Here is a 22528-nt window from a genome sequence, read left to right as displayed (position 1 = left end):
ATAAAAAAATAAAGCAGAACAGTTACACTGCTCGGCTTTTTAGAAAGGAGTACAATTTAAAACATCAGAAACTCCCTAAAAAAAGCTAATACGGATGTTAATGTATATCAAGCTGAATTATCATATAAGAAAGAAATTTTAGCAAAGGAGTTTTCTTGAACGACCAAAATCCTTCTTATTTAAATAAAACATTCTTAATTTTAAGTTTTGGTTACTTAATAGATTATTTTGATCTCACTTTATTTGCAGTCATTAGACATTCAGCACTTTTAGATATTGGAGTAGAAGAAAAAAATATACTCTCTACCAGTTTATTAATGTTTAATTTGCAAGCTTTGGGTTGCGTAATCGGCGGACTGATTTTCGGTATTTGGGGCGATAAATTTGGGAGGATATCTGCAGTCCGATTTGGGATATTATTGTATTCAATTGCAAATATTGCAAATATTTTTGTCACAACTGTACCAGCCTTCGGAGTCATGCGCTTTCTCGCAGGCGTTGGTCTCGCAGCTGAACTTGCAGCTTCAATCACACTGTTAAGTGAAATTTTTTCAAAAGAGAAACGTGGAATAGCTTCAGGAATTTTATTTTCCTTTGGTATTTTAGGGGGTGTGCTTGCCACATTTATTGGAAGCCAATTGCATTGGAAAACTGTTCTTTTAATTGGTGGAAGCTGCGGGCTTATTCTTTTATGCCTTAGATTTGCATTTGTTGACTCAACAATATATTTAACTTTAAAACAAAATACTCATATTCCAAGAGGAAGTTTAAAATTAATATTATTAAGAAAAGACAGTTTTATGAAATTAGTCTGCCTTACTTTAGGTATTTTTCCCTTTTGGTTTGTCGCATTCTGCGTAAACTTTTCTCCTGAGATTTCTAAAAAATCTTTCTTCCCATTTACTCCAAATCAATCTGTTTCATTGGCAATTTTTTTTATTGGCAGTTTATTTGGAGCAATTTTTTTTCCATTCATGAGTAAAATATTAAAGAGTAGAAAAAAATCTGTGCTAATTGCTCTTTCACTTATGTTATGCTCCTTAACATGTTTATCTTTGCCAAATTTTATTCATCTAGAATTGTTTTATTTAATTTTATTTGTATGTGGATTTTCAAATGGATATTTAGGAATTTATATTCTCTTTTGTGCTGAAGTTTTTGGTACAAATCAAAGAAACACAGCAACATCAATTATCTCAAATATTTCACGTGGGTCACTTATTTTTAGCAATATATTTGTCCCTTTTATTGCAACATTTTTTTATAAAATGGGGTCAGGTGTCGCACTTTGCGCAATTTTCTTTTTCTTTCTTGGCATCATTCCAATCATATTTATCAAAGACACTTATAATAAAGATATGGATTTTATTGAAAAATAAATTTACTTATTTGCATTATCCATTAAGAATGTAAATTTCCCCATACTCTTTAAATACATATAAGCACTTTTAACTTGATAATCATCTTTTAATGAAGAAGGCCAACTATCAGTTTCCTTTTCTTCCTTTTTATTTTGAAGAGCTAATGTGTTTTGATCTTTTGCTTCAATATGTTTTTCTAAATCCGCCTCTCTACGTGCCCTTCCATTAAGGCCTTCATTTTGAACTTGTTGAACTCTACCAAGGATTGATTGGGAAATAAGAGGAATATCAGGAATGATTCCTCTTGCCTGAATGCTACGACCTTTCGGTGTATAATAGCGTGCAATTGTCATTTTAAGAGCTCCACCATTAGGTAATGGAACAATATTTTGCACACTTCCTTTACCAAAAGTTTGTGTACCCATGATTATGGCTCTCTCCCTATCCTGCAACGCGCCCGCTACAATTTCACTGGCACTGGCAGTCCCTTCATTAACAAGAACTATCATTGGAAAATAGGATAATGAATTTCTTTTTACAGCGTACTCAACATCTTCAGGTTTATTCTGATCTCTCCCAATTGTTGAGACAATAATACCTGAATCTATAAATAAATTTGTCACACGCACTGCTTGATCTAATAAACCACCAGGATTATTTCTTAAATCTAAAATAAGCCCCTTAACTTTTCCACTGTTTTTTGCTTCAAATTCTTTAATATTTTTTGCTAATTGTTCAGAGGCATCTTCTTGAAAAATTGATAGTTTTGTATAGACATACCCAGTACTTAATTGATGCATAGTAACGCTGTTACTTCGAATAATCTCCCTCTCTAAAGTAACACGTTTTATAATATTCTTTCCTGCTTTCTCTGGAGTAAAATATTCTAAAGTTAGCTCTGTACCCACAGATCCACGCATTTTAGAAAGAGCTTCTTCTATGGTTTTACTATTTACAACAGTATTATTTACCGAATAAATAAAATCTCCGGCTTTAATTCCCGCTTTTTCTGCTGGAGAATTATCGATTACTTCAATGACCTCAAGCTTTCCTCCAGCTGGATTTACCACAACACCAATGCCACCAAATTTTCCGCTCGTATCTGTTGAAAAATCTGAATATTGTTTTTGAGTTAAATAAGTTGTATGCGGATCAAGATCTGAAGTCATCCCTTTTAACGCTTTTTCAATTAATATATCAGGACTGACTTCCTTAGAATCAACGTAATTTGCCTCCAATAAATTAAGTGCCTTTGAAAAAGCTTCAAGAGATTGATATTTTTTATTTTCCATCTCAGCTTTTTCACTAATTGTATGTTCATTTGTAACAGGAGGAGGCGTTACGTTAGCATAATTTGTATCACTTAACGCATGCAAATGAATAGGGAACAGACAAAGAAATAGAAAAAGTGCAAAATTTATTTTAGTGTCAAAATTTGGTAACATAATAATATTCCTTAACAAAAAATATTAAATATCTTTGTCATTTGGAGGCAATCATTATGATAGGATTAATTATTACGATTTGTAAGGATGCATTTTTTTCCTAATTAAAATTTTTCAAATTTTTAACATAAATAAAAGAGCAAAATAAATTTTAATTTTGCTCTTTTAATAATTTTATTTTTAAAAATAAAATTATGCGGGAGAACCTTCATTTGCCCCGTCTCCACGGGGATAACTTTTACGACCAGATACCATAGAGCGCATAAATTCACGATTTAAACGAGCAATATTTTCAAGACTGATGTCTTTTGGACATGCTCCCGCACAGCTTCCCATATTCGTGCAAGCACCAAAATCCTCAGCATCCATTTGATAAACCATTTTAGCAACGCGTTCAGAACGCTCAGCTTGGCCTTGAGGAAGCAATGCAAGTTGAGAGACTTTTGCAGATACAAAAAGCATTGCCGCTCCATTACGACATGCAGCTACACAAGCTCCACAGCCAATGCAAGTAGCAGCATCAAAAGCCAAATCAGCTTTTTCTTTAGCTATTGGCAGTGCGTTTCCATCTGGAGAGCTTCCGGTATTTACCGAAATATAGCCACCTGATTGAATAACTCTATCGAATGCAGAGCGGTCAACAACCAAGTCCTTCATAACAGGAAATGCTTTTGCTCTAAATGGTTCGATAACGATTGTTTGTCCATCACGATAATGGCGCATATGCAACTGACATGCTGTTGTCGATTTCTGAGGTCCATGTGGGTTACCATCAATAACCATTGAGCAAGATCCACAAATACCTTCACGACAGTCATGCTCAAATGCGACAGGCTCTTCACCTTTTAAGATAAGTTTTTGGTTAAGGATATCAAGCATTTCAAGAAATGACATATCTGGATTAACACCTTCAAGTTCATAATCGCAAAGTTTACCTTCTGCATGTGGCCCTTTTTGTCTCCATACCTTGAGATGTAATGTCATATGTGTATTTGAGCTTTTACTTTTCATAAGAATTTGTCCTTCTTGTTTTACTTATAACTACGTTGAGTTGGGTGACAATATTCAAATTCCAATTTCTCAACATGACGCTCAGGTTTTTTGCCATCCCCTTTGTATTCCCAAGCAGCAACATGGGCAAAATTCTTATCATCACGTTTAGCTTCATTATCAGGAGTTTGATGTTCTTCCCTAAAATGTCCACCACAAGACTCTTCTCTGGTCAGAGCATCGAGACACATTGTTTCACCCAATTCAATAAAGTCGGCAACTCTTCCAGCTTTTTCAAGCTCTTGATTTAATCCTTCACCATGACCTGTTATCGCAACATTCTGCCAAAACTCTTCACGAATTTTTGGAATTTCTTTAAGTGCTTTTTGCAGACCTTCTTTATTACGCCCCATACCGCAGTGATCCCACATAATATGTCCGAGTTGCTTATGAAATTGATCGACTGTTTTGTTACCTTTAATTCCAAGTAACTTAGATGTTCTTGCTTTTGCACTTGCAAGAGCTTCTTTAAAAGCAGGGTGATCTGTTGTTACCTTAGAAAGGGTTGTACCACCAATATAATTTGTTAACGTAGTTGGGATAACAAAATAACCATCTGCAAGACCTTGCATAAGGGCCGAAGCTCCAAGACGATTTGCACCATGGTCCGAAAAGTTTGCTTCGCCAAGAACATGTAATCCTGGAATGGTTGATTGAAGATTGTAATCGACCCAAAGCCCACCCATCGTATAATGCACTGCAGGATAAATACGCATCGGTGTTTTGTAAGGATTTTCTCCCGCAATTTTTTCATACATTTGAAAGAGATTTCCATATTTTTCACGTATTTTATCTTCGCCCAAACGCTTAATTGAATCTGCAAAGTCTAAGTAAACAGCAAGTTTAGAAGGACCGACGCCATGACCATTGTCACATTCAAGCTTTGCTGCACGCGAAGCAACGTCACGTGGAACCAAATTTCCAAAGCTTGGATAACGGCGTTCTAAGTAATAATCTCTTTCATTTTCAGGAATTTGCGAAGGAGGACGAGTGTCTCCTAAATTTTTTGGAGTCCAACAACGACCATCATTTCTCAATGATTCAGACATAAGTGTCAATTTTGATTGATGATCTCCTGACACAGGAATACATGTTGGGTGAATTTGAGTGTAACAAGGGTTTGCAATTAAAGCTCCCTTTTTGTGAGCTCTCCAAATAGCAGAGGCATTAGAAGCTTTCGCATTTGTTGAGAGATAAAAGACATTTCCGTAACCACCTGTCGCTAAAACAACTGCATCTGCGTGATGTGTTTCAAGCTCACCTGTTGCAAGGTTACGCACGACAATTCCACGAGCATGTCCATCAATAATAACAAGTTCTACCATCTCACGTCTTGGGTACATGTCTACATTGCCATCAGAGACCTGACGCATCATAGCTTGGTAAGCGCCAATTAAAAGCTGCTGACCAGTCTGTCCACGTGCATAAAAAGTACGAGAAACCTGTGTCCCTCCAAAAGATCTTGTATCTAAAAGACCACCATATTCACGTGCAAAAGGAACTCCTAACGCAACACAGTGGTCAATTATTCGAACAGAAGTTTCAGCAAGACGGTATACATTTGATTCTCTTGCACGATAATCTCCACCTTTTATGGTCTCATAGAACAAACGATAAATGGAATCTCCATCATTTTTGTAGTTTTTGGCAGCATTTATTCCGCCTTGAGCTGCAATGGAGTGGGCACGTCTTGGAGAGTCATGAATAAAAAAACTTTTAACATGATAACCCATTTCACCCAAAGAGGCTGCAGCAGAAGCTCCTCCCAAACCTGTTCCTACAATAATAATAGAATGTTTTCTTCGGTTTGCAGGATTTACAAGCTTTGAAGAAAAACGGTGATTCGTCCATCTATCTTCAATTGGACCTGTTGGAGATTTGGAATCGAGGTGGATTGCCATATAATATTACCTCGCAAAAAAGACAAAAAGTGGTTGAGAAATAAAACCAGCAGCAACAACAACTGCATAGGTATAGCCAAAGAATTTAAAAAACTTATTGTAGCGAGGATGACTTATTCCGAGAGTTTGAAAAATTGATTGCACACCATGGAATAAATGAAATCCAATTAAAATCATAACAACTGCATATCCAGCAACATAAAGTGGTTCATGAAATTTTTCGATAACTAATTTATAAATATCTCTCATTTCAACGCCATTATAAGTAACAAAATATGTTGGCCCAAATTTAAATGTAATAAGGTGCCAGATAACAAATGCAAGTGTTGCTGTTCCCGTATAAATCATTGTTCTTGAGGCAATTGAAGCAGATTTTTCACGCATGGGAGTGACAGAGTAAAATTTTGGTTTTGTTCGAGAATTTCTTACCACTAAAGTTAATCCCGTAACGGCGTGAAATAATAATACAGCGACTAAAAACGCTTCTATTAAATAGATCATTGGATTTGAAGTAAGAGCATGACTATAATTATTATATGCTTCTGCACCAACAACAATAAGCATATTACCAATCATATGAACCATAACAAATAACGACCAGACAATAGCTGTTAAAGCCATTAGGTATTTTTTCCCAATGGTACTCGTTAGAAAACTAGAATTTGCTGACATAGAGCAATTCTCCTAATAAATGATCTGAAAAAACAAAACCTCTCAAAGCACAATTGAGCATTCTTACTCAACCTGTCAAACGTATAAAGATAATATTCTCATTAGACAAATTGCAAATTTAGCATGCGGATCACAATTTGCCTGAAAGATAATGTAAATCAATTTTTATCATCGGTACTATCAAGTCATATCTAAAATTCAATACACAAAATTGAGACTCATTATCTAATATGTAGTTCTTATTATTGTATCAAGTTTTGCAGTGAATATTTTACATCTGTTGAAGTTTTGAAAAATTGTACGACATACATTTTTGATTATTAAACAGTGAATATTTTGAGGTATAAAAATTTTTACGCTATAAATAAAAATAATTTATAGCGTAGTTTTTATTTAAAAAATAATTTAAACTAACTGAAAATTAAAGAAAAGCATTTTCAAGATTTTCAATATCATTTAATTCTTTTTCTGAAAGCCTCAATGTGCCACCATTAAAGAGCAGATATTGAGAAGCTTTATATAATGATTGAGCAATATTAAAATATTCATCTTTATTTTTTGCTTGAGAAGAAAGTGCCTCTCTTCGTGTCCAAACGACTCCTTCACCTTTTTTATTTGGCGAAGGAACAAAAATATAATCACCGATATCAACTACTACAGGCCATCTTCTTTTTTGGGTAAATAATGAATCTGAAATTGAATACTTATTTTGAAAACCAAGCAAATCAAGTGCTGTTGGAAAAATATCTGCTTGACTTGCTAAATGTGATATTTTTATACCTTTTACCTCATTACTTTTAGATGCTTTTTTGAGAACCTTTTCTACAATACCGCCTTGTAATAATAAATTTGCTTGCGAAGCTTTTATAGAAGAGATTATATCTGCATTTGCAGTACTTCCAAAAGTAACCTCTTCAGGATAGACATACGAAGGTGTTAGATGCCCATGGTCATTTACAAAAAATATGATTGAATTATCCCAATAAGATTCTTTATTTGAGTTAGGAAATTCTTTTCCTTTTAACATCATTACAAAATCATTTATTGCTTCGTCCGTATAAGCAGAGGTTAACTGAGAAGGATCAAGAGCATATTTTTTATAAAAATCATTTATTTTTGCAGAAGCATCGGACGGGATTTTCCAATCAGAATGATTTGTTAATGTCATAATCGAATGCACTTGAATGGAATGTTTATTCGAAATAGAATCTAATTCAGAGCCTATTTTTTTAAACAATTCTTTATCTGAAAAGCCCCACCAAGTTTTTGGAAGATTCTTATTATAATCATTTATTCCCACTAAAACATCTGCACCATGACGTTTCCAGAACATTTCTTGACCATCAAATTCAAGCCTACCTGCATGCCAAAATGCTGTAAATGAATCATTGCCAAATTTTCTCTTAGCAAGTTCTAAAATACATTCAGGGTTTAAATTTGGCAATTCCTTCATGGCTGCTGTGTATTGACTTGTCCATAATCCACACAACACAGCTTCTTGACCAGCTCTCGTGACACTGCCAACCGTCCAAGCATTTGTAAATGCGATTCCACTTTCTGATAAAGAATCAAAATGAGGTTGAAAAGAAATTTTACTCTTTGGATAATGGAATTTTCCATCTTCTGGTTTAAAGCTCTCAATAATGACAAACCACATTAAAAGAGGACGCTTATTTTTAATTCGAGATTGAACCTCTAAAGACAAATCCTTCCCAATCGAAATATCTGGTTTTAATGGATATTTTTGAAGAAGCTTTTCCCAATCTTTTAAATCTATTTTATAATGAGCCGCATTATTTTTTGCATGTTCAAAATTTTGTAACGAAAAATTGGTATTATTTACTTGATAATTCAATAAATTATTAAAATCTTTTTCTGTTGGCTCAGATTGAAAATGAGCTTTGCTAAAAGTATAAACCAATATTAAATTTTCTACAAAATTCACCCTTAATGGTATTGGAGTCCAAGTAAATTTTCGAGTGTTTAGATGAACCTTTACAACTTGCGAAATTGGAGTGAGTATAATCACAAATAAAGAAAATTTATAAATAAATTTCTTACTATTAAAACTTAAAAAATACTTAAATAAGACCAATGCAATAAGAGTAGGAAACAAAAATGAAACCGCCACTCTAAAATCAAATAATGAAGAAAAACTAGATTGGACAAATGAAAAATCAAGTAAATACTTTAAATGAAAAGGAGTTATGAGTCCTGCATAAAAATTTACATACGGAATATGGAGAGAAAATACAAAAAAAACTATAAACAAACAAATAAAAAATAATTTTGCTTTATTTTGAGATTTTAAATTCTTAACAAACTTTAAAAATATAAAATGATTAACTGTATATGCAATTAGGACAAAGACAAAAGAAAGCACTCCCGCCATCCAAAAGTCAGACAACATTCCTGAAGCAATTGCATGTACTTTTAGTTTTGTAGTGGATATGAGATTAAAACCAAGAAACCTTTCTGTAAACAGACGAATTAACAGAAAATTACTGTAGAGAGCAAATGTGCTAGTTAAGAAAAGCACAAAATAAAATCTTTTTTGAGTTAAATCTTTAATATTATTACATATTCTTGTTTTTAATGAAACTTCAGTCATTTCAGCGCTTTCTAAGAAAAAAGAGATCAATTACAAAAGTTTCATAGCAGAGCAGATCTATATGTTCAATCAATATTAGGTATAGAATTTTATCAATAGTAAAGACGCAGGGGTCGGCTTACCTGCTCAAATAAATTTCAACCAATCTTTGAGATAAGAAGAGTTACGCCAAAAAAACACATAACAAGTCCTGAAAAAATAGAAATATAGCGAGCTTTATTTTCTAAAAATCCAGAAGCTTTTCTTGCTACAAGTAAATAAGTAAGCATTGAAACACAAGTGACTATTATTTGAATAATACATAGATTAATCAATTGTAAAAAAGCACTGTCATTGTGCGTAATGAATTGAGGGATAAGCGCGACATAAATAAATAAGACTTTAGGATTTGTAATGCAACATAAAAAGGCCTCACTAAAAAGAGATTTTTTAGATTTTTCAACGACTGCCGCACCTACTGCAAAATTAACTTTCCCTTTACTCATAAAAGATTTTATTCCCAAATAAAATAAATACAAAGCTCCAATGATTTTAAGTACAAGGAAAAAATTTGGAGAAATTGTGAGTATACCTCCCACACAAAAAACAGTGATAGCTGCAAAAAACAAAAGAGCTAATGCAGTACCAGGCACAGCAAAAAGAGCATTATTTAATTTATACTTTAAACCATTGTTAATCATGAGCACTACATTTGGCCCCGGTGAGTAAGCCAAAAGCAAAACAGTCCAAGTAAATACTAAATAAATATTTAAATCACTCATATAATTCCTATTTATACTAAATTATTATCAAAAAGATTTATTACCGGATCTAAGTTTACATTTTTAATTTCAAAATAAATACGCTCTATTCCTTTCGATTTACCTTTTCGTTTAATATGAATATCACCAACATCATGCAAAGCATTTAAATGTGTTCCTCCACATGGAATGGAAATTCCATTCATGGTCCAAATTCGGCATTCAGGTTCCCCTGGGATTTCTAACATTTCTACCTTGTCATTTTTTTGAATAGACTTTTCAACAAATGTTTTGATAAAACGCACATCATCTTCTAAAAATTTATCCACACCCACATCAAAGCGACCACCTTCATTGCCAATCAGACAGCCAACAGTCGCTTCTGGGACTGTACTTCTTAGTTCGGTCATTGCCATATAAACAACATGTGAAACAGTATGACTTATAGTGAGTTCAACTCGATTTTTTAAATCAATTTCAACTTCAATTTCTCCTGAAAGAGGTAATAGATCATAATTTTCTTGAGAAAGAGTTATACGCACTTCACCTTCAACATTAATAATTGGGAAATCTTTTCTAACCACAGTTCTACCAATTCCAACCGATTTTTGAGTATCAATAAATGGCATCATTAAATCATTAAACTTAATAGTTCCTTTATCACCAAGTTGCCCTCCCCCTTCAGGATAAGCTATCGAACGAGAAAGTGCTAATGCTTTTCCTTCACGCTTTTCAAACTGTGTCATTGCTCTTTTGGCATAAGGAAATTGATAGTATAATTTTTCTGTTTTAAACGTCATAAAAATCCTTTCAAACACAAGCCTATTCTTTGTATAAGCTCATTTATATCAACTGTAATATCTGGACTCACTCGAATTCGATCATTTCTAACTTTTGTAATAACACCGAATTCTAATAGTCTATTATAAATTTCTAAAGGTTCAATATTTGGAAGAGTAAAGGAAACAATTCCCGTACAATCTCTTTCATTAAATGGTGAATGAACTATTGCTCCATAACCTAATAAAAAGTCTGTGAGAGCAAATGAATTCTCTCTTATTTTTTTTGCAATTTTTAAATGATCATTTTCCAGCAACTCTGAAATTGCATGGAACAAACTAACAAAAGACACGGTGCTTAAAGTACCAAGTTCAAATCGAAGTAAACTTGTCTCAATTTCACGTCCTTTTTTATCGAAATTATTTTTATCAGAAAAACTATTATATCCATAAATTATTTGCTCCAAATAGGCGCTCACTCTTTGTGATACAATTGCAAAAGCTGAGCCTTCTAAAGCTCGTAGCCATTTATGTCCAGCAGAAATAAAAAAATCAATCTCATGAATATCAAAATCAATTTCACAGCAACCAACTCCTTGCACAGCATCGACTGCAAATATGACATTATTTTTCAAACACCATTGAGATAATTTTTTCAGATTATTTTTACTTCCACTCCAATAATTAACCCACTCAATCAACAGAAAATCAATTTTTTTATTCTTTAGATCATCAACATTTATCTCACCTTTTGAACTACCAATTTCAATCAATTCATAGTTTTTCTTTTCAAAACTTAATTTTATAGCTTCTATTGAAGGAAAGTAATTGTTAGGAAGAGCTATTACGCTGCCTTTTTTTAGCTTCAATTGCGAAAGTAAAATACTTAAGGCATCTGTAGTTGAAGAAAAGAAAAGAACGCTGCTAAATGTATTTCCGAAAAGTTGAGAAATAATTTGTCTACATTGCTCTTTTTTTTCATTTGCAATTTTATAATCATCAATATAAAAATCATTTTTTAAATATGCATTTACAAAATTAGACACTTCTTCTCGTGTTGTTTCACTTAATCTACCAATAGATGCTGTATTTGCATAGATCATTTTAATACCCATTGTAAATTTTAAGTGCACAATTAATTTCATCCGTATAGGTTTCGCCCCTGTCCGGAGAAATAATTAAAATAGATTCATTAGCCCTACATTTTTTTAAGAGATGTGTCTTTACAACACTTAAAGCCAAACAAGTACTCATCCCTACTGTAAAGGGATATCTGTTAGTAAATCTCTTCATCTCATGTAGTGTATTATAAATATTTGACACAAGTATTTCATCAATATATTTTGATGACTCAATAAATGTATGACAAATTTCATCTTCAGAGCCAACACCTCGACAAGCTGATAATTTATATGTCATAGACCTTTTAGCTTGATTAACTATGCTGCTTGAAATATCACAACCAACAATTTTTGTTGCAAATTTATTTTCTTTTAAAGCAAGACTTGCCCCCGCTAAAAGTCCACCAGTACCTACGGGTGCAACAATATATTTTGGAGAGATACCCATAAAATTAAGATCGTTCACCAACTGTCTACCAAGAGTTTCTTTAAATGCATTAATAAGATCTAAATTACTATGCTGATTAAATGTATACCAGCCTTCATCATGAACAAGTTTATTTAATTCTTCAATACGGACAGAATTATTTTTTACCATCTTAAAGACCCCATTCTTGCTTTCAACTATTTTCGCAAGATATGGATGTGGAACTTTAGTTGTAATAAATTGTGATTTGCCTTTAGCTAAATAAACACAATGAGATAATGCCATTGACCACGAACCACTGCTCCGATCTGCAACCTTAGAAAGATCAATATTTGCTTCTAAAGCTTTCTTAACGAGATATGCGGCTGAACGAAATTTATGATTGTAGTTCAACGAACCACCTTCAAGTTTCATAAAAATACGATCATCTTCAGAAGATTGGACAAGAGGAGTCTGTAAATTCATAATACGATCTAAACAATCAATGCTATTCATATATTACCCTAAGATCATTTCTTTCTACAAGCAAATTACTTCTTCACAATCGAGTTCCTGATTAAACTCATGAAAATCATTTATTTCTGCTGAATCATAAATTACAATGTTAAGATTATTATAGAAAAAGACTTTTTCAACAAGCTTTTCTGTCAAATTTTCACTCTGCAAAAGTAGAATTTTTGATTGCTTTTCACGAAAATTTTTACAGCATGGCATAGCAATCATACCCTCTTGTAATAGATATTTCACATTATTAATATAAATATTACCTGAAACAAAAGACAATCCAATAGTTTTATTTTTCATATTATTAATTATTTTATCTTGTAAATCACAATCTTTAAGATATTGATTTAATGCCTGCATAAGTGATAAATAATATAAACAAGCAATATCATCAGAAAAGTTTAATATATTCTCTAAATAAGAGATAAGCTCATTATATGTATTGGGAATGAATTCTATAAATTCCTGAATAGCCTTATTTTCAAGTACAATATAGCATGAATAATCATAAAAATTAAAATTGTCCTCATTCATTTCAAGGCGAAAAGATATGTTTAACTTTGAATTAGTCACTGGTATAACTATTTCACTATCAGCACTTATTATTGGTAAATATGTATTATAAAATTTTATTTCCATTTTTTCCTCAAATATCATATGACATTATTTTAGAATAAGTACTTCTATAAACTTCATAAACAATATTACTTTTATTTAAAGACTTTATAATAGCAGCTTTTTTTGAATTATATTCAACATCCGTAATATCAAGTATTATTCCAATAGCAGTGCCTGAATGAGCCACACAAATACCACTTGCATCATTTTCATTTGCAATATTTAAAATTTGTTTAAAGTTCTTTTTTGGTAAATAATTTTGACTAATTTCAGCACTTATACTTGCGCATTTTCCAATAACTTTTGTACTCTTATTTCATCACGAGAATATTTAATATTTTTTGAGTTAAATTTTAATGTATCAACAAAACCATCTTCAACCACACCAATTATTTCAATTGGAAAAAAACCTAATTTTTCTTTTAATTTACAATCATGATGGAAATATGCATTAAACCCAGGAAACATCACTCCATCTGTTGGTTCAACCTGGCGACAAATTGAAGAAATCAACTCACTTTCACTTTCTTCATCATAATTTTCGTTGTGTAATATTGCCTTTAAAGTAGCCACTATATCGGCTGAACTTGATGCCAACCCCTTTCCTCGAGTTAATTCCGAGTGAATATCAAGGGCATATACACCTTCTTTTCCTAATTTTTCTCTTAATATATCTGCAGCTAGATAACTTTTTACAAAGAGTTCTCTATTATTTTTCGCAATACCTTCATAATATTTTACACAAGAAAATTTTTGAATTGGTAAAGTGATAAGAAATGGTTTTGAATGGATAACACCTTGGATGAGTTCACCAAAGGTACCGTGGCAGATTGCCTGTGAAAGGGTGCTCATATAAATATTAAATCTTTCTATAAGATAATAAAAAAATTTTCAAATTATCAAAAAGCGAGTATATATTCTCACAAATTAATTTTTATAACAATTACATATACGTGACTACTATTAAAGGTTTTTCAGTGCAAGTTCATTTATTAAAAATTTATAACTCTTTAGTATTTAGATTACCAATTTTATTAGCTAATTTTTACTCCTATTTTTATATTTAATCATTTATAGACTACCATTTTATTTTTATTTTGCTTCTTATTTATGTCAAAATAAAAACTTATATATATAAAAATTAATTAAATACTTTTAATAAAAAGATTAAATTAATATAAAATATTTATTATTATGGGTTATTATCGTTTTTTTTAAAAAAAGTTAATTGAGAATTCTTTATAATTTTGCAATTTTTTTAGTAAATATATACGTACTTCACACCGTTCTTGAAGCAATATCATTTCAAGAGCTTAATTATTTGAGAAAAACGCTTATTAAATGTTTAAATTTACTTGAAATAGAAAAACCTATGCAGCTCTAGTATTGTCAATGGAGAAAGAGTATCTGGCCGAGTTTCTTCATAAACTCCCAATGAATTTGCTAAATTCCAAAATCTATTTATTTTACCTTGCGCTTTTTCTTCTAATTGCCAAAGTTGCGCATGCAAAGCCCTTCGCAACATTTTCCTACGCGCACTAAATAAAATAGTAGTAAATGAACTAAAAGCAACGTCTTCTTCTTGTGTAGCAAAAGAAAAGTTTTTCGGAGAAAGCTGTACAATAGCAGAATCAACTTTCGGTTGTGGAACAAAGCATTGCGCAGGAACAACAAAAAGTTTTTTGACTTCAAAGAATAACTGAATACGAACAGTTAATCTTCCGTAGTCTTTTGTACCAGGCTTTGCTTGCAATCTATCAGCAACTTCGTTTTGCACCATAAAAATGCCATGCGTGTAAAATTTATAATTTTTGCAAAACCAGAAAAGAATGTCACTCGTGATATAATAGGGAATGTTTCCAACACAAACGCACTTTTTAACGGCAATTAAATATTCATCTTCGCTTGGAGTCCATTTTAAAATATCAGTTTGAACAACTTCAAATTGGTTTTCATATTCTATTAGCAATGTCTTCTTTAGCCCATCAACAGAACGTTCATCTTTTTCTAAAGCTTTTATTTTTATACTTTTTTGTAATAAAGGTAGAGTTAATGCTCCTGTACCTGGCCCAATTTCATGAACGTATTTTTGTTCTTTTTCCGTAAAAAGTGTATCTATAGAAGAGGCGATTTTCTCAACAACATTGGCATCTCTTAAAAAATTCTGACCTAAGGATTTTTTTGCGTGAAGATGAAAAGCATGGTTTGCTTTCTCTTTTTGTAATTCTTTTTCTTTATTGAATTTGTTGCGCATAATATTCCTGCCAGTTGAAGGTGAATTGGAGATGGCTCCAAATATTGCTTTGCAAGAAGGAGGGTTCGGTGTCAAGCAGTCCTTTCAGACTTTACGAATGCCCAGCAACTCGCTCGGATAGAGTTAAGTTTATGCTCGAAGAGTTAAATATCCCTTACGAATTAACCACCATTCAATTAGCAAAAGGTGAGCATAAAACCAATGAGTTTTTAAAAATAAACCCATATGGAGCAGTTCCTGTACTTGAGGATAAAAATGAAAGTCTTTTTTTATCAGAATCAGGAGCTATTTGCGAATACATTGCTTTTAAACATAAAGATAGACTACACTATCCCACTGAAAATAGTAAAGAATATATTCAATATAAAGAACTTATGTATTTTGGAGTCAGCTCTCTTGACCCTGTGAGTCTGACAATTTTACATCATTCAAAATCACTTGCGCCTGAAAATCGATCCGTATATCTTCTTGAAGATGCCATAAAGAAGTTTACTTTTTGCGCACAATTCTTAGAAAAAGCTTTAAAAGATAATAAGTATGTTCTAGGAAATAAAATAAGTACTCCCGACTTTATAATTGCCACAACGCTCTTATGGGTAAAAGAAGAAGTTGTAAAATATCCTATATTACAAAACTATATAGATCATATTTTAAAACTCCCTTCCATGGTTAAAGTACGCAATGATGTTAAAAATCGTCTATAATAGGCGTGCATTAAAAGGCTAGAAATGTATAGTGATACTGACTTTATCTATAAATCAATTCATAACTTTGCAGATTACATAAAAAATAAAAATATTTTTTATGTTTCTGGGAACTCAAATTTTGGTTATTATTTTTGTATATTTGAAAATGAAAATATTTTAAATTTATTTTTTATTAATGAAAAAGATCTTGCAAAAATAATTAGTGATTTTGAATTAAAATTTAATAATTCACTCTCTTTTTTAAAAAGAGATATAAATCTTTTCTTTGATATGAATCTTGAAATTAAAAATAAAAATACTAAATTTATTTTATTTGGAACAAACTTTCAATTAAAAGTTTGGAGAGCGCTTGTAAATATATCTTTTGGGGAAAAAATATCTTATAGCGTTTTATCTGAAAGCATAAATAAAGCAAAATCTAGTAGAGCAGTCGCAAATGCAATTGGAAAAAATCCTATTTCTTATTTTATGCCATGTCATAGAATTGTAAGAAAGGATGGAAGTTTAGGCGGATATCGCTGGGGCATTCACATAAAAAAAAGAATGTTAGATTTTGAACAAAGCAAGGCCGCACTCTCGTTCCCATTAGGGTCGAGCGATTCACTCCATATTAAATCAGATTTCTGATTTTAATTTAAATAATCCAAACTTATTAAGGAGACTAAAATGGAAGTTGCAACATTTGGAGCAGGATGTTTTTGGGGTGTAGAAGCTAAATACAGAACCATTAAAGGTGTCATTTCTACACAGGTAGGATATTTAGGGGGGAAACTTAAAAACCCCACTTATGAAGAAGTTTGCACCGATAACACAGGCCATGCAGAAGTTGTGCAAATTACATTTGATCCTAAAATAGTAAAATATATTGAGTTACTTGATATTTTTTGGAAGTGCCACAATCCAACAACTTTAAATAGACAGGGTCCAGATATTGGAACGCAGTATCGTTCCGCAATTTTTTATCATAGTGAAGAACAAAAAATTGAAGCTGAAAAGTCAAAATTAAAATTAGATGAGAGGCATATATATAAAGATAAAATTGTCACAGAAATAACACCCACCTCAACTTTTTATAAAGCTGAAGAGTATCATCAACAATATTTAGAAAAAAAAGGACTGGCAAGTTGTCATATATAAAATAAAAAAAGCGCTGATAAATCAGCGCTTTTTTTGATCTTTTTGATTTGCAGGCTGTGGTTCAGCTTGCTTTTGTTGATTTGATTGATTTGCAGAAGATGTTTGCTTGTTTTTATCTTGCTTTGGCTTTTTCTTACCATCTTTACCTGGCATCGCAATCTCCTTTTGAATTGTTATGTTAAAGTAACTTTAATAACGTAAGCGATGTCAAATTAGAATGCAATGAGTTTATATAAAAATTATTTTTTTTAAAATAAAAAAAATCAGAAGGCCTGCCGTTCGGTGCGGACCCTCTGCGTCGTTCTTCTGAGGAAGAAAAGTGGAATGTAAATATAAGTGAGGACAATGCTAAGGCGAGAGATCAAAGGTAGGGATTTTTTTATAGGTTGGAATAGAAACCTTAATCCGAACACGTTTGTTTCTGGGTGTGTTATAAACTCAAGTAATTTTAAAATGCAAGTTCTGATTTCTGACTTCACGAAAAAATAATAAATATTTTCTCTGTATAGCATGAAAAAGTTCTTTTGATCTCTGCTTTTTCCTTAACTTGTCATCTAAAAATCTGCATACCTTTGATTGTTGTCAATAATTTTAGCAATATGAATTATTTTAAAAGATATGGCAGTCCGAAGAAGATGCTTATTCTTATGACAAATACATTTATTTTTTATTGTTCTTAAACCAATTGGGTTGCTTAGAGACTAAAGAAATGAGAAGATTATCATATAAATTTTCTTGATAAAAAAAGAAAAAGCAGTCTGTATCACTTAAAAAAATGAACTAGAGGTTATGGATCTTTTTTATTTTTTCAATAGTTTCTTTTTTACCTCTAATTTTATAAATTATTCCTTCATCTTCATGTTTCTCATTTAATACGCGAAATAAACTTCGAATCTCACCGATAACACCTTTTATATTATAAGAAACAAATAAATCAACCTCAAGCATATCTTGCTCAAAAAAGTCTCTAATAAAATGATGCATAAATTCTATATCTTTTTCACTTTTAGTCGAAATGAAAAGAGCATCTGGAAACTCACTCTTTAAGTGTGCAAGTTCCTCTTTAGTTAAATTGTCTATTTTATTTAGCACAAGTCTTGCAGGAGTCTCATCTGTTACACCAATCTCACTTAAAACAGCTTTTGTCACTTCAAGCTGAGATTTCCAAGATATATCTGATGAATCAACTACAAACAGCAGTAATGAAGAATTTAAAGCCTCGTCTAATGTAGATCTAAAAGAAGCAACCAAATCATGAGGAAGTTTTTTAATAAAACCAACTGTATCAGAAATTAAAATGCGTGGATGCGTTTCTGGATAAAGAGAACGAACAGTAGTGTCAAGTGTTGCAAAGAGCTTATCTGCAACAAGAACCTCACTGCCAGTAAGCTTTCTCATTAAAGATGATTTACCCGCATTTGTGTATCCAACAAGAGCAACGCAAGGTTGATCAGAACGTTTTGTTCTTCTGTTACCTTGTTCTTTTTGAATAGAAGCAATTTCTCGGCGAAGTTCTGCAATTCTATCACGAATTCTCCGCTTATCAAGCTCGACGGCAGTTTCACCTGCGCCACGTGCGCCCGCTCCACTTCCTTGTCTTTCACTTTGTCCAGCCTCACGAATGCGAGGAGCTAAATACTTTAATTTTGCAATTTCAACCTGTAAACGAGCTTCTCTTGTCTTGGCATGTCGACTAAAAATCTCAACAATAACACCAGTTCTGTCGAGAACCTCAACTCCAAATGCACTTTGTAAATGAGTGATTTGAGATGGAGTCAACTCACAATCAAAAACAACAGCTTCAGCTTTTCCTACGATTTTTTCATGATCTTCTTCATATTCAGAAGTACTTTCTTCAAATATTTCTTCTTCCTCTTCTTCAGCCTCATGCTCTTCTTCTAATTTTAATTTAGCTTTATTCTTTCTAAGAGGAACCGCAGATTTAACCACCCCTGTTCCACCCGTAATTTTTGCAATTTCCTTAAGTTTACCCTCTCCTAACGGAATAGCACCGGAAAGATTACGACGCTTTTGCTGAGTTGAACCAATAACCTGAAAACCAAGAGTTTGTACTAATCTTTCAAGCTCTTTTAATGATTCTTTATTTTCGAGATCACTTGTTCCGGGTAAAGAAATACCGACGAGAATTGCTTTTAAGACCTTATTATTTTCATTTTCAAGAAGCATAAATACCTTTAAAATATAATAAAAGAAAAGAGAAGTGTTCCATTGCAAAAAAACAGAGCGACGAGTCACTCAAATCCGTACCAATTATTTTAGAATTTTTCTAGCAAAGGAATTTTTATTGACAAAAAGATGGAGCCCATGTCCGGGCTTGAACCGGAGACCTCTTCCTTACCAAGGAAGTGCTCTACCGCTGAGCTACATGGGCAAAACGCATAGACATCGTCTTAGCTAATTAGAATAAACTTTTACTTGGGGGATAAATACTCTCAACCACAAGAAAAGGGCTAAGGTCGAAGGAATGGAGCGGGTGAAGGGGCACGATCCCTCAACATTCAGCTTGGAAGGCTGACGCTCTAGCCAATTGAGCTACACCCGCGCATAAAAAACTTTTGGAAAATGGTGGGGAGGGGCAGATTCGAACTGCCGAAGTCGTAAGACAGCGGATTTACAGTCCGCCCCATTTAGCCACTCTGGAACCTCCCCGAAAATGGAGCTGGCTAAGGGAATTGAACCCCCAACCGCCTGATTACAAATCAGGTGCTCTACCAATTGAGCTAAGCCAGCCTACATCTCAGTGAAGATGTGGTTAAACTATGACGACCAACCTTGTCAAGCAAACTTATAAAAAAAAATCTTACTCCTCTAAGATTGCTTTGGAACAGTTAAAAAATACGAGACAAAAAAAGGAATTATTTACCTAATTATTGTTTGACTATTATAATTCAATCTTATTTATGCAAAAATAAAATAAGTAAAAACGACTCTAAAAACCTTAATGGAGGTATTATGAAGGTTTGTATCCTAAAGAGCCTAAAGAATAAGCTCAGAACCACCTTCTTAATTGGAACGTCCTTACTGTTCACATGCTTTACTTCTCTCTCATGTCAAGCTCAAGAAATGTACACAAGTGAAGATGACATGCGAGATATCTTTGTGGCAGGTGGTTACGGAGCACTTTTTGGAGCTATGATGGGAACAGCAATTCTCCCTTTTCTTTCAAACTCCCCCTTAGATAACCTTAGAATCGTTGCAGGAGGCGCATCTATTGGGTTTATGATGGGAAGTGCTTATGGTATTTATGGTGTCTCACACAGCAAAAAAAATTCATATTTTAACTATGCTCCGGAAAATGAAGAAAACTACTTTTATAGCATGCCGCCAACTATTCCCGGCCAAGGATATAATCCTGCTAAAAGGCAAGAAAATAAGCAAACAGCGAAGGCTTCGCACACACTGCCAAAAGCTGGAGCTCTCATCGTTGGAGAAGGCAGCAACATTGCTTTTGCGGTGCCTGCATTTTGGATAGGTAAAAATCAATTTGGGATTATGGTAGCCTCTTTAAAATTTTAAATCTTTATTCAAAATTCTTCTTTAAAATTCATTCCTCGACTCGCTTTTAAAAAATTATACTGATAAATAAATAAAATGTATTTTTTCATTGAATGGGGTTTTTATGAATGTACATTATTTTAGTCCTGGGCCAGCTCGCTTACCTGAAGTTGTTCGAAATCAAATTAAAGAAGAATTACTTGATACCTTTGGTATAGGTGTCAGCGTGATGGAAATATCCCACCGCTCAAAGCAATATGAAAACCTGAGTCAAGAAACTCTTGCCCTTGCAAAAAAAACCTTTCAAGTCCCCGATACACATTCGCTCCTTTTTTCTGTCTGTGGTGCACAACAACATTTCTCCTTACTCACTCAACATCTTTCTGCCCCTGAAGACGAAATCGCTTATACCGAAACAGGAGTTTGGTCGCATTTAGCCTGTGAAGAAGCCTTTGCCAGCGGTCGAAAAGTACATTTAGTTTATGATGGAAGACCTGATTATTTTACCTTAGGCAATCCCAAAGAATGGAAAATTCCAAAAAAATCAAAATATGTTCACATCACAGTTAACAACACAGTTTATGGAACGGAATATAAAGACATACCCACCTTTGGTGGCATTCCTGTTGTTCTCGACATGACAAGCTCACTAGGCTCACGTACGGATATTCCTTGGGATTCAACTGCTCTTGTCTACGCAAGTGCACAGAAAAACTTTGGTATTGCAGGTGCTTCTGTAATTATAATCCGCAATGACCTACTCGAAAAAAGCAGAGAACTGACAAAACTTGATAGAGTGGGAAAAGCTCTTACGTATCACGCTATTTTCGATGCAAAAAGCGCACTCAATACTCCTCCTGTTTTTCCAATATTTGCAATGAATAAAATGCTAAACTGGATAGACTCTTGCGGCGGTGTTTCCACCATGGAAAAATGGGCACTGGAAAAAGCAAAAATGGTTTACAATGAAATCGATGCTGGTTTTTATATCTTTAATGTCGATAAGAACTATCGTTCACGGCATAATTTTGTTTTTAAGTTATCTTCTGCAAAGCAAGACGAACACTTTATAGAAGAAGCTAAAAAGCAGGGCATTCTTGAAATAAAAGGATACAAAACAATAGGGGGCATAAGAGCTTCCATGTACAATGGTGTGAGTTTAGAGTCTGCTTCTATTTTTGCTAAGTTTATGCAAGATTACCGTAAAAAATTTGGATAAGTTTTAGCTATTTTCTATACCAATCAAAATATATTCTATAGATGACATTTAGCATTTCAATAAAAAACACGATTAAATCTTTAATTTAATTATATATTCAATAATAAATATAAAGTTATCCAAGCATCAATTGCCTTGAAAGCATTTAAATTCTCTCAAATAGTTCAATTATTTTCCGATACTATTCTCAAATATAATTTTATACATAAAGTCATATGAATTAGAAAGGTATTTTTATGAATCACAAAAAGCATTCACATAAAGACAATCATGAATATAAAGAAGGGCGAAGTGAAGGCTATGAAGAAGGTCAAAAAGATCTGCTCAAAATATTAGATGAAATATTATCGACAGGTAATACAGATGCAGGAAAAATTGGCAATGCTAATAATTCAAAATTTGTCGAAATAAAGAAAAAAATCATTGAATTAATTAAATCTGCTAAATAATTTTGAGATTTTAAACT

General features: G+C 32.8%; 22 protein-coding genes and 4 tRNA genes. 7 read left to right on the top strand and 19 right to left on the bottom strand.

The genetic code is table 11. The features are described from left to right. The first annotated feature begins 155 nt into the window (after nt 1-155). Nucleotides 156-1379, top strand: coding sequence for an MFS transporter (locus GCL57_RS12750; RefSeq protein WP_152213732.1), 1224 nt, complete (start codon nt 156-158; stop codon nt 1377-1379). A gap of 2 nt (nt 1380-1381) precedes the next feature. Here GCL57_RS12750 and GCL57_RS12745 read toward each other — a convergent pair whose 3' ends face one another. The 13 genes from GCL57_RS12745 to rsmA all read right to left on the bottom strand — a co-directional run bounded on the left by GCL57_RS12745 (nt 1382) and on the right by rsmA (nt 15483). Further along, nucleotides 1382-2806 carry a S41 family peptidase gene (locus tag GCL57_RS12745; RefSeq protein ID WP_152213731.1) on the bottom strand — a complete coding sequence of 475 codons (1425 nt, stop codon included), beginning with the start codon at nt 2804-2806 and terminating at the stop codon, nt 1382-1384. A 192-nt stretch (nt 2807-2998) separates the two neighbouring features. Next, nucleotides 2999-3790, bottom strand: coding sequence for a succinate dehydrogenase/fumarate reductase iron-sulfur subunit (locus GCL57_RS12740; protein WP_152213782.1), 792 nt, complete (start codon nt 3788-3790; stop codon nt 2999-3001). Between the two features lie 47 nt (nt 3791-3837). Beyond that, entirely contained in the window at nt 3838-5751 is a 1914-nt protein-coding gene (locus GCL57_RS12735; RefSeq protein WP_170271538.1) for a fumarate reductase/succinate dehydrogenase flavoprotein subunit, read from the bottom strand. Between the two features lie 12 nt (nt 5752-5763). Further along, the gene (locus GCL57_RS12730; protein WP_152213729.1) at nt 5764-6429 is read right to left on the bottom strand and encodes a succinate dehydrogenase cytochrome b subunit; all 666 of its coding nucleotides are present in this window, start codon (nt 6427-6429) and stop codon (nt 5764-5766) included. A gap of 421 nt (nt 6430-6850) precedes the next feature. Next, entirely contained in the window at nt 6851-9040 is a 2190-nt protein-coding gene (locus tag GCL57_RS12725) for an LTA synthase family protein (RefSeq protein WP_152213728.1), read from the bottom strand. A gap of 137 nt (nt 9041-9177) precedes the next feature. Further along, entirely contained in the window at nt 9178-9801 is a 624-nt protein-coding gene (locus GCL57_RS12720) for a LysE family translocator (RefSeq protein ID WP_152213727.1), read from the bottom strand. An 11-nt stretch (nt 9802-9812) separates the two neighbouring features. After that, nucleotides 9813-10580: an alanyl-tRNA editing protein gene (locus GCL57_RS12715; RefSeq protein WP_152213726.1), complete on the bottom strand. Its 768-nt coding sequence runs from the start codon at nt 10578-10580 to the stop codon at nt 9813-9815. Next, nucleotides 10577-11704 (bottom strand): aminotransferase class V-fold PLP-dependent enzyme, encoded by a 1128-nt coding sequence (locus tag GCL57_RS12710; protein ID WP_152213725.1) that lies wholly within the window; start codon nt 11702-11704, stop codon nt 10577-10579. The genes GCL57_RS12715 and GCL57_RS12710 overlap by 4 nt, the downstream gene beginning before the upstream one ends. Next, on the bottom strand, nt 11664-12602 hold the full coding sequence (locus GCL57_RS12705; protein WP_152213724.1) for a PLP-dependent lyase/thiolase: 939 nt from the start codon (nt 12600-12602) through the stop codon (nt 11664-11666). The genes GCL57_RS12710 and GCL57_RS12705 overlap by 41 nt, the downstream gene beginning before the upstream one ends. 24 nt (nt 12603-12626) lie before the next feature. Continuing rightward, the gene (locus tag GCL57_RS12700; RefSeq protein WP_152213723.1) at nt 12627-13250 is read right to left on the bottom strand and encodes a hypothetical protein; all 624 of its coding nucleotides are present in this window, start codon (nt 13248-13250) and stop codon (nt 12627-12629) included. Nucleotides 13251-13257: 7 nt separating this feature from the next. Next, on the bottom strand, nt 13258-13416 hold the full coding sequence (locus tag GCL57_RS14825) for a hypothetical protein (protein WP_161597752.1): 159 nt from the start codon (nt 13414-13416) through the stop codon (nt 13258-13260). A gap of 89 nt (nt 13417-13505) precedes the next feature. Then, complete coding sequence (locus tag GCL57_RS12695) at nt 13506-14081, bottom strand: GHMP family kinase ATP-binding protein (protein WP_152213722.1); 576 nt, start codon at nt 14079-14081, stop codon at nt 13506-13508. A gap of 499 nt (nt 14082-14580) precedes the next feature. Next, entirely contained in the window at nt 14581-15483 is a 903-nt protein-coding gene (gene rsmA, locus GCL57_RS12690; protein ID WP_152213721.1) for a 16S rRNA (adenine(1518)-N(6)/adenine(1519)-N(6))-dimethyltransferase RsmA, read from the bottom strand. 68 nt (nt 15484-15551) lie between these two features. Here rsmA and GCL57_RS12685 point away from each other — a divergent pair, with 68 nt between their 5' ends. From GCL57_RS12685 to msrA, 3 genes are read left to right on the top strand one after another with little or no spacing between them, the layout of a single operon-like run. Further along, nucleotides 15552-16187, top strand: coding sequence for a glutathione S-transferase family protein (locus GCL57_RS12685; protein ID WP_161597751.1), 636 nt, complete (start codon nt 15552-15554; stop codon nt 16185-16187). Between the two features lie 24 nt (nt 16188-16211). Next, nucleotides 16212-16817, top strand: coding sequence for a methylated-DNA--[protein]-cysteine S-methyltransferase (locus tag GCL57_RS12680; RefSeq protein ID WP_152213719.1), 606 nt, complete (start codon nt 16212-16214; stop codon nt 16815-16817). 39 nt (nt 16818-16856) lie between these two features. Then, entirely contained in the window at nt 16857-17327 is a 471-nt protein-coding gene (gene msrA / locus GCL57_RS12675; protein ID WP_152213718.1) for a peptide-methionine (S)-S-oxide reductase MsrA, read from the top strand. A gap of 21 nt (nt 17328-17348) precedes the next feature. On the opposite strand, the gene GCL57_RS15090 is transcribed toward msrA, so the two are convergent. The 6 genes from GCL57_RS15090 to GCL57_RS12650 all read right to left on the bottom strand — a co-directional run bounded on the left by GCL57_RS15090 (nt 17349) and on the right by GCL57_RS12650 (nt 20078). After that, the gene (locus GCL57_RS15090) at nt 17349-17480 is read right to left on the bottom strand and encodes a hypothetical protein (RefSeq protein WP_281349668.1); all 132 of its coding nucleotides are present in this window, start codon (nt 17478-17480) and stop codon (nt 17349-17351) included. Between the two features lie 627 nt (nt 17481-18107). Then, nucleotides 18108-19583: a GTPase HflX gene (hflX, locus tag GCL57_RS12670; RefSeq protein WP_211363263.1), complete on the bottom strand. Its 1476-nt coding sequence runs from the start codon at nt 19581-19583 to the stop codon at nt 18108-18110. 61 nt (nt 19584-19644) lie between these two features. Further along, nucleotides 19645-19719: transfer RNA gene (locus tag GCL57_RS12665), tRNA-Thr, on the bottom strand. A 94-nt stretch (nt 19720-19813) separates the two neighbouring features. Beyond that, nucleotides 19814-19890 (bottom strand) — tRNA-Gly (locus GCL57_RS12660). Between the two features lie 21 nt (nt 19891-19911). Continuing rightward, a tRNA-Tyr gene (locus tag GCL57_RS12655) sits at nt 19912-19997 on the bottom strand. A gap of 5 nt (nt 19998-20002) precedes the next feature. Continuing rightward, a tRNA-Thr gene (locus tag GCL57_RS12650) sits at nt 20003-20078 on the bottom strand. 222 nt (nt 20079-20300) lie between these two features. Here GCL57_RS12650 and GCL57_RS12645 point away from each other — a divergent pair. The 3 genes from GCL57_RS12645 (at nt 20301) to GCL57_RS12635 (ending at nt 22511) form a co-directional block, all read left to right on the top strand. Beyond that, nucleotides 20301-20864, top strand: a complete 564-nt coding sequence (locus GCL57_RS12645; protein ID WP_152213717.1) for a hypothetical protein — start codon at nt 20301-20303, stop codon at nt 20862-20864. Nucleotides 20865-20967: 103 nt separating this feature from the next. Continuing rightward, complete coding sequence (serC, locus tag GCL57_RS12640) at nt 20968-22062, top strand: 3-phosphoserine/phosphohydroxythreonine transaminase (RefSeq protein ID WP_152213716.1); 1095 nt, start codon at nt 20968-20970, stop codon at nt 22060-22062. Nucleotides 22063-22298: 236 nt separating this feature from the next. Continuing rightward, nucleotides 22299-22511, top strand: a complete 213-nt coding sequence (locus GCL57_RS12635; RefSeq protein ID WP_152213715.1) for a hypothetical protein — start codon at nt 22299-22301, stop codon at nt 22509-22511. The last annotated feature ends 17 nt before the right edge of the window (nt 22512-22528 follow it).

The organism is Fluviispira multicolorata, assembly GCF_009208585.1.
Classification (GTDB): domain Bacteria; phylum Bdellovibrionota_B; class Oligoflexia; order Silvanigrellales; family Silvanigrellaceae; genus Silvanigrella; species Silvanigrella multicolorata.
Note: the sequence above shows the minus strand (reverse complement) of the source record. Positions and strands in the feature narration are given on the sequence as shown.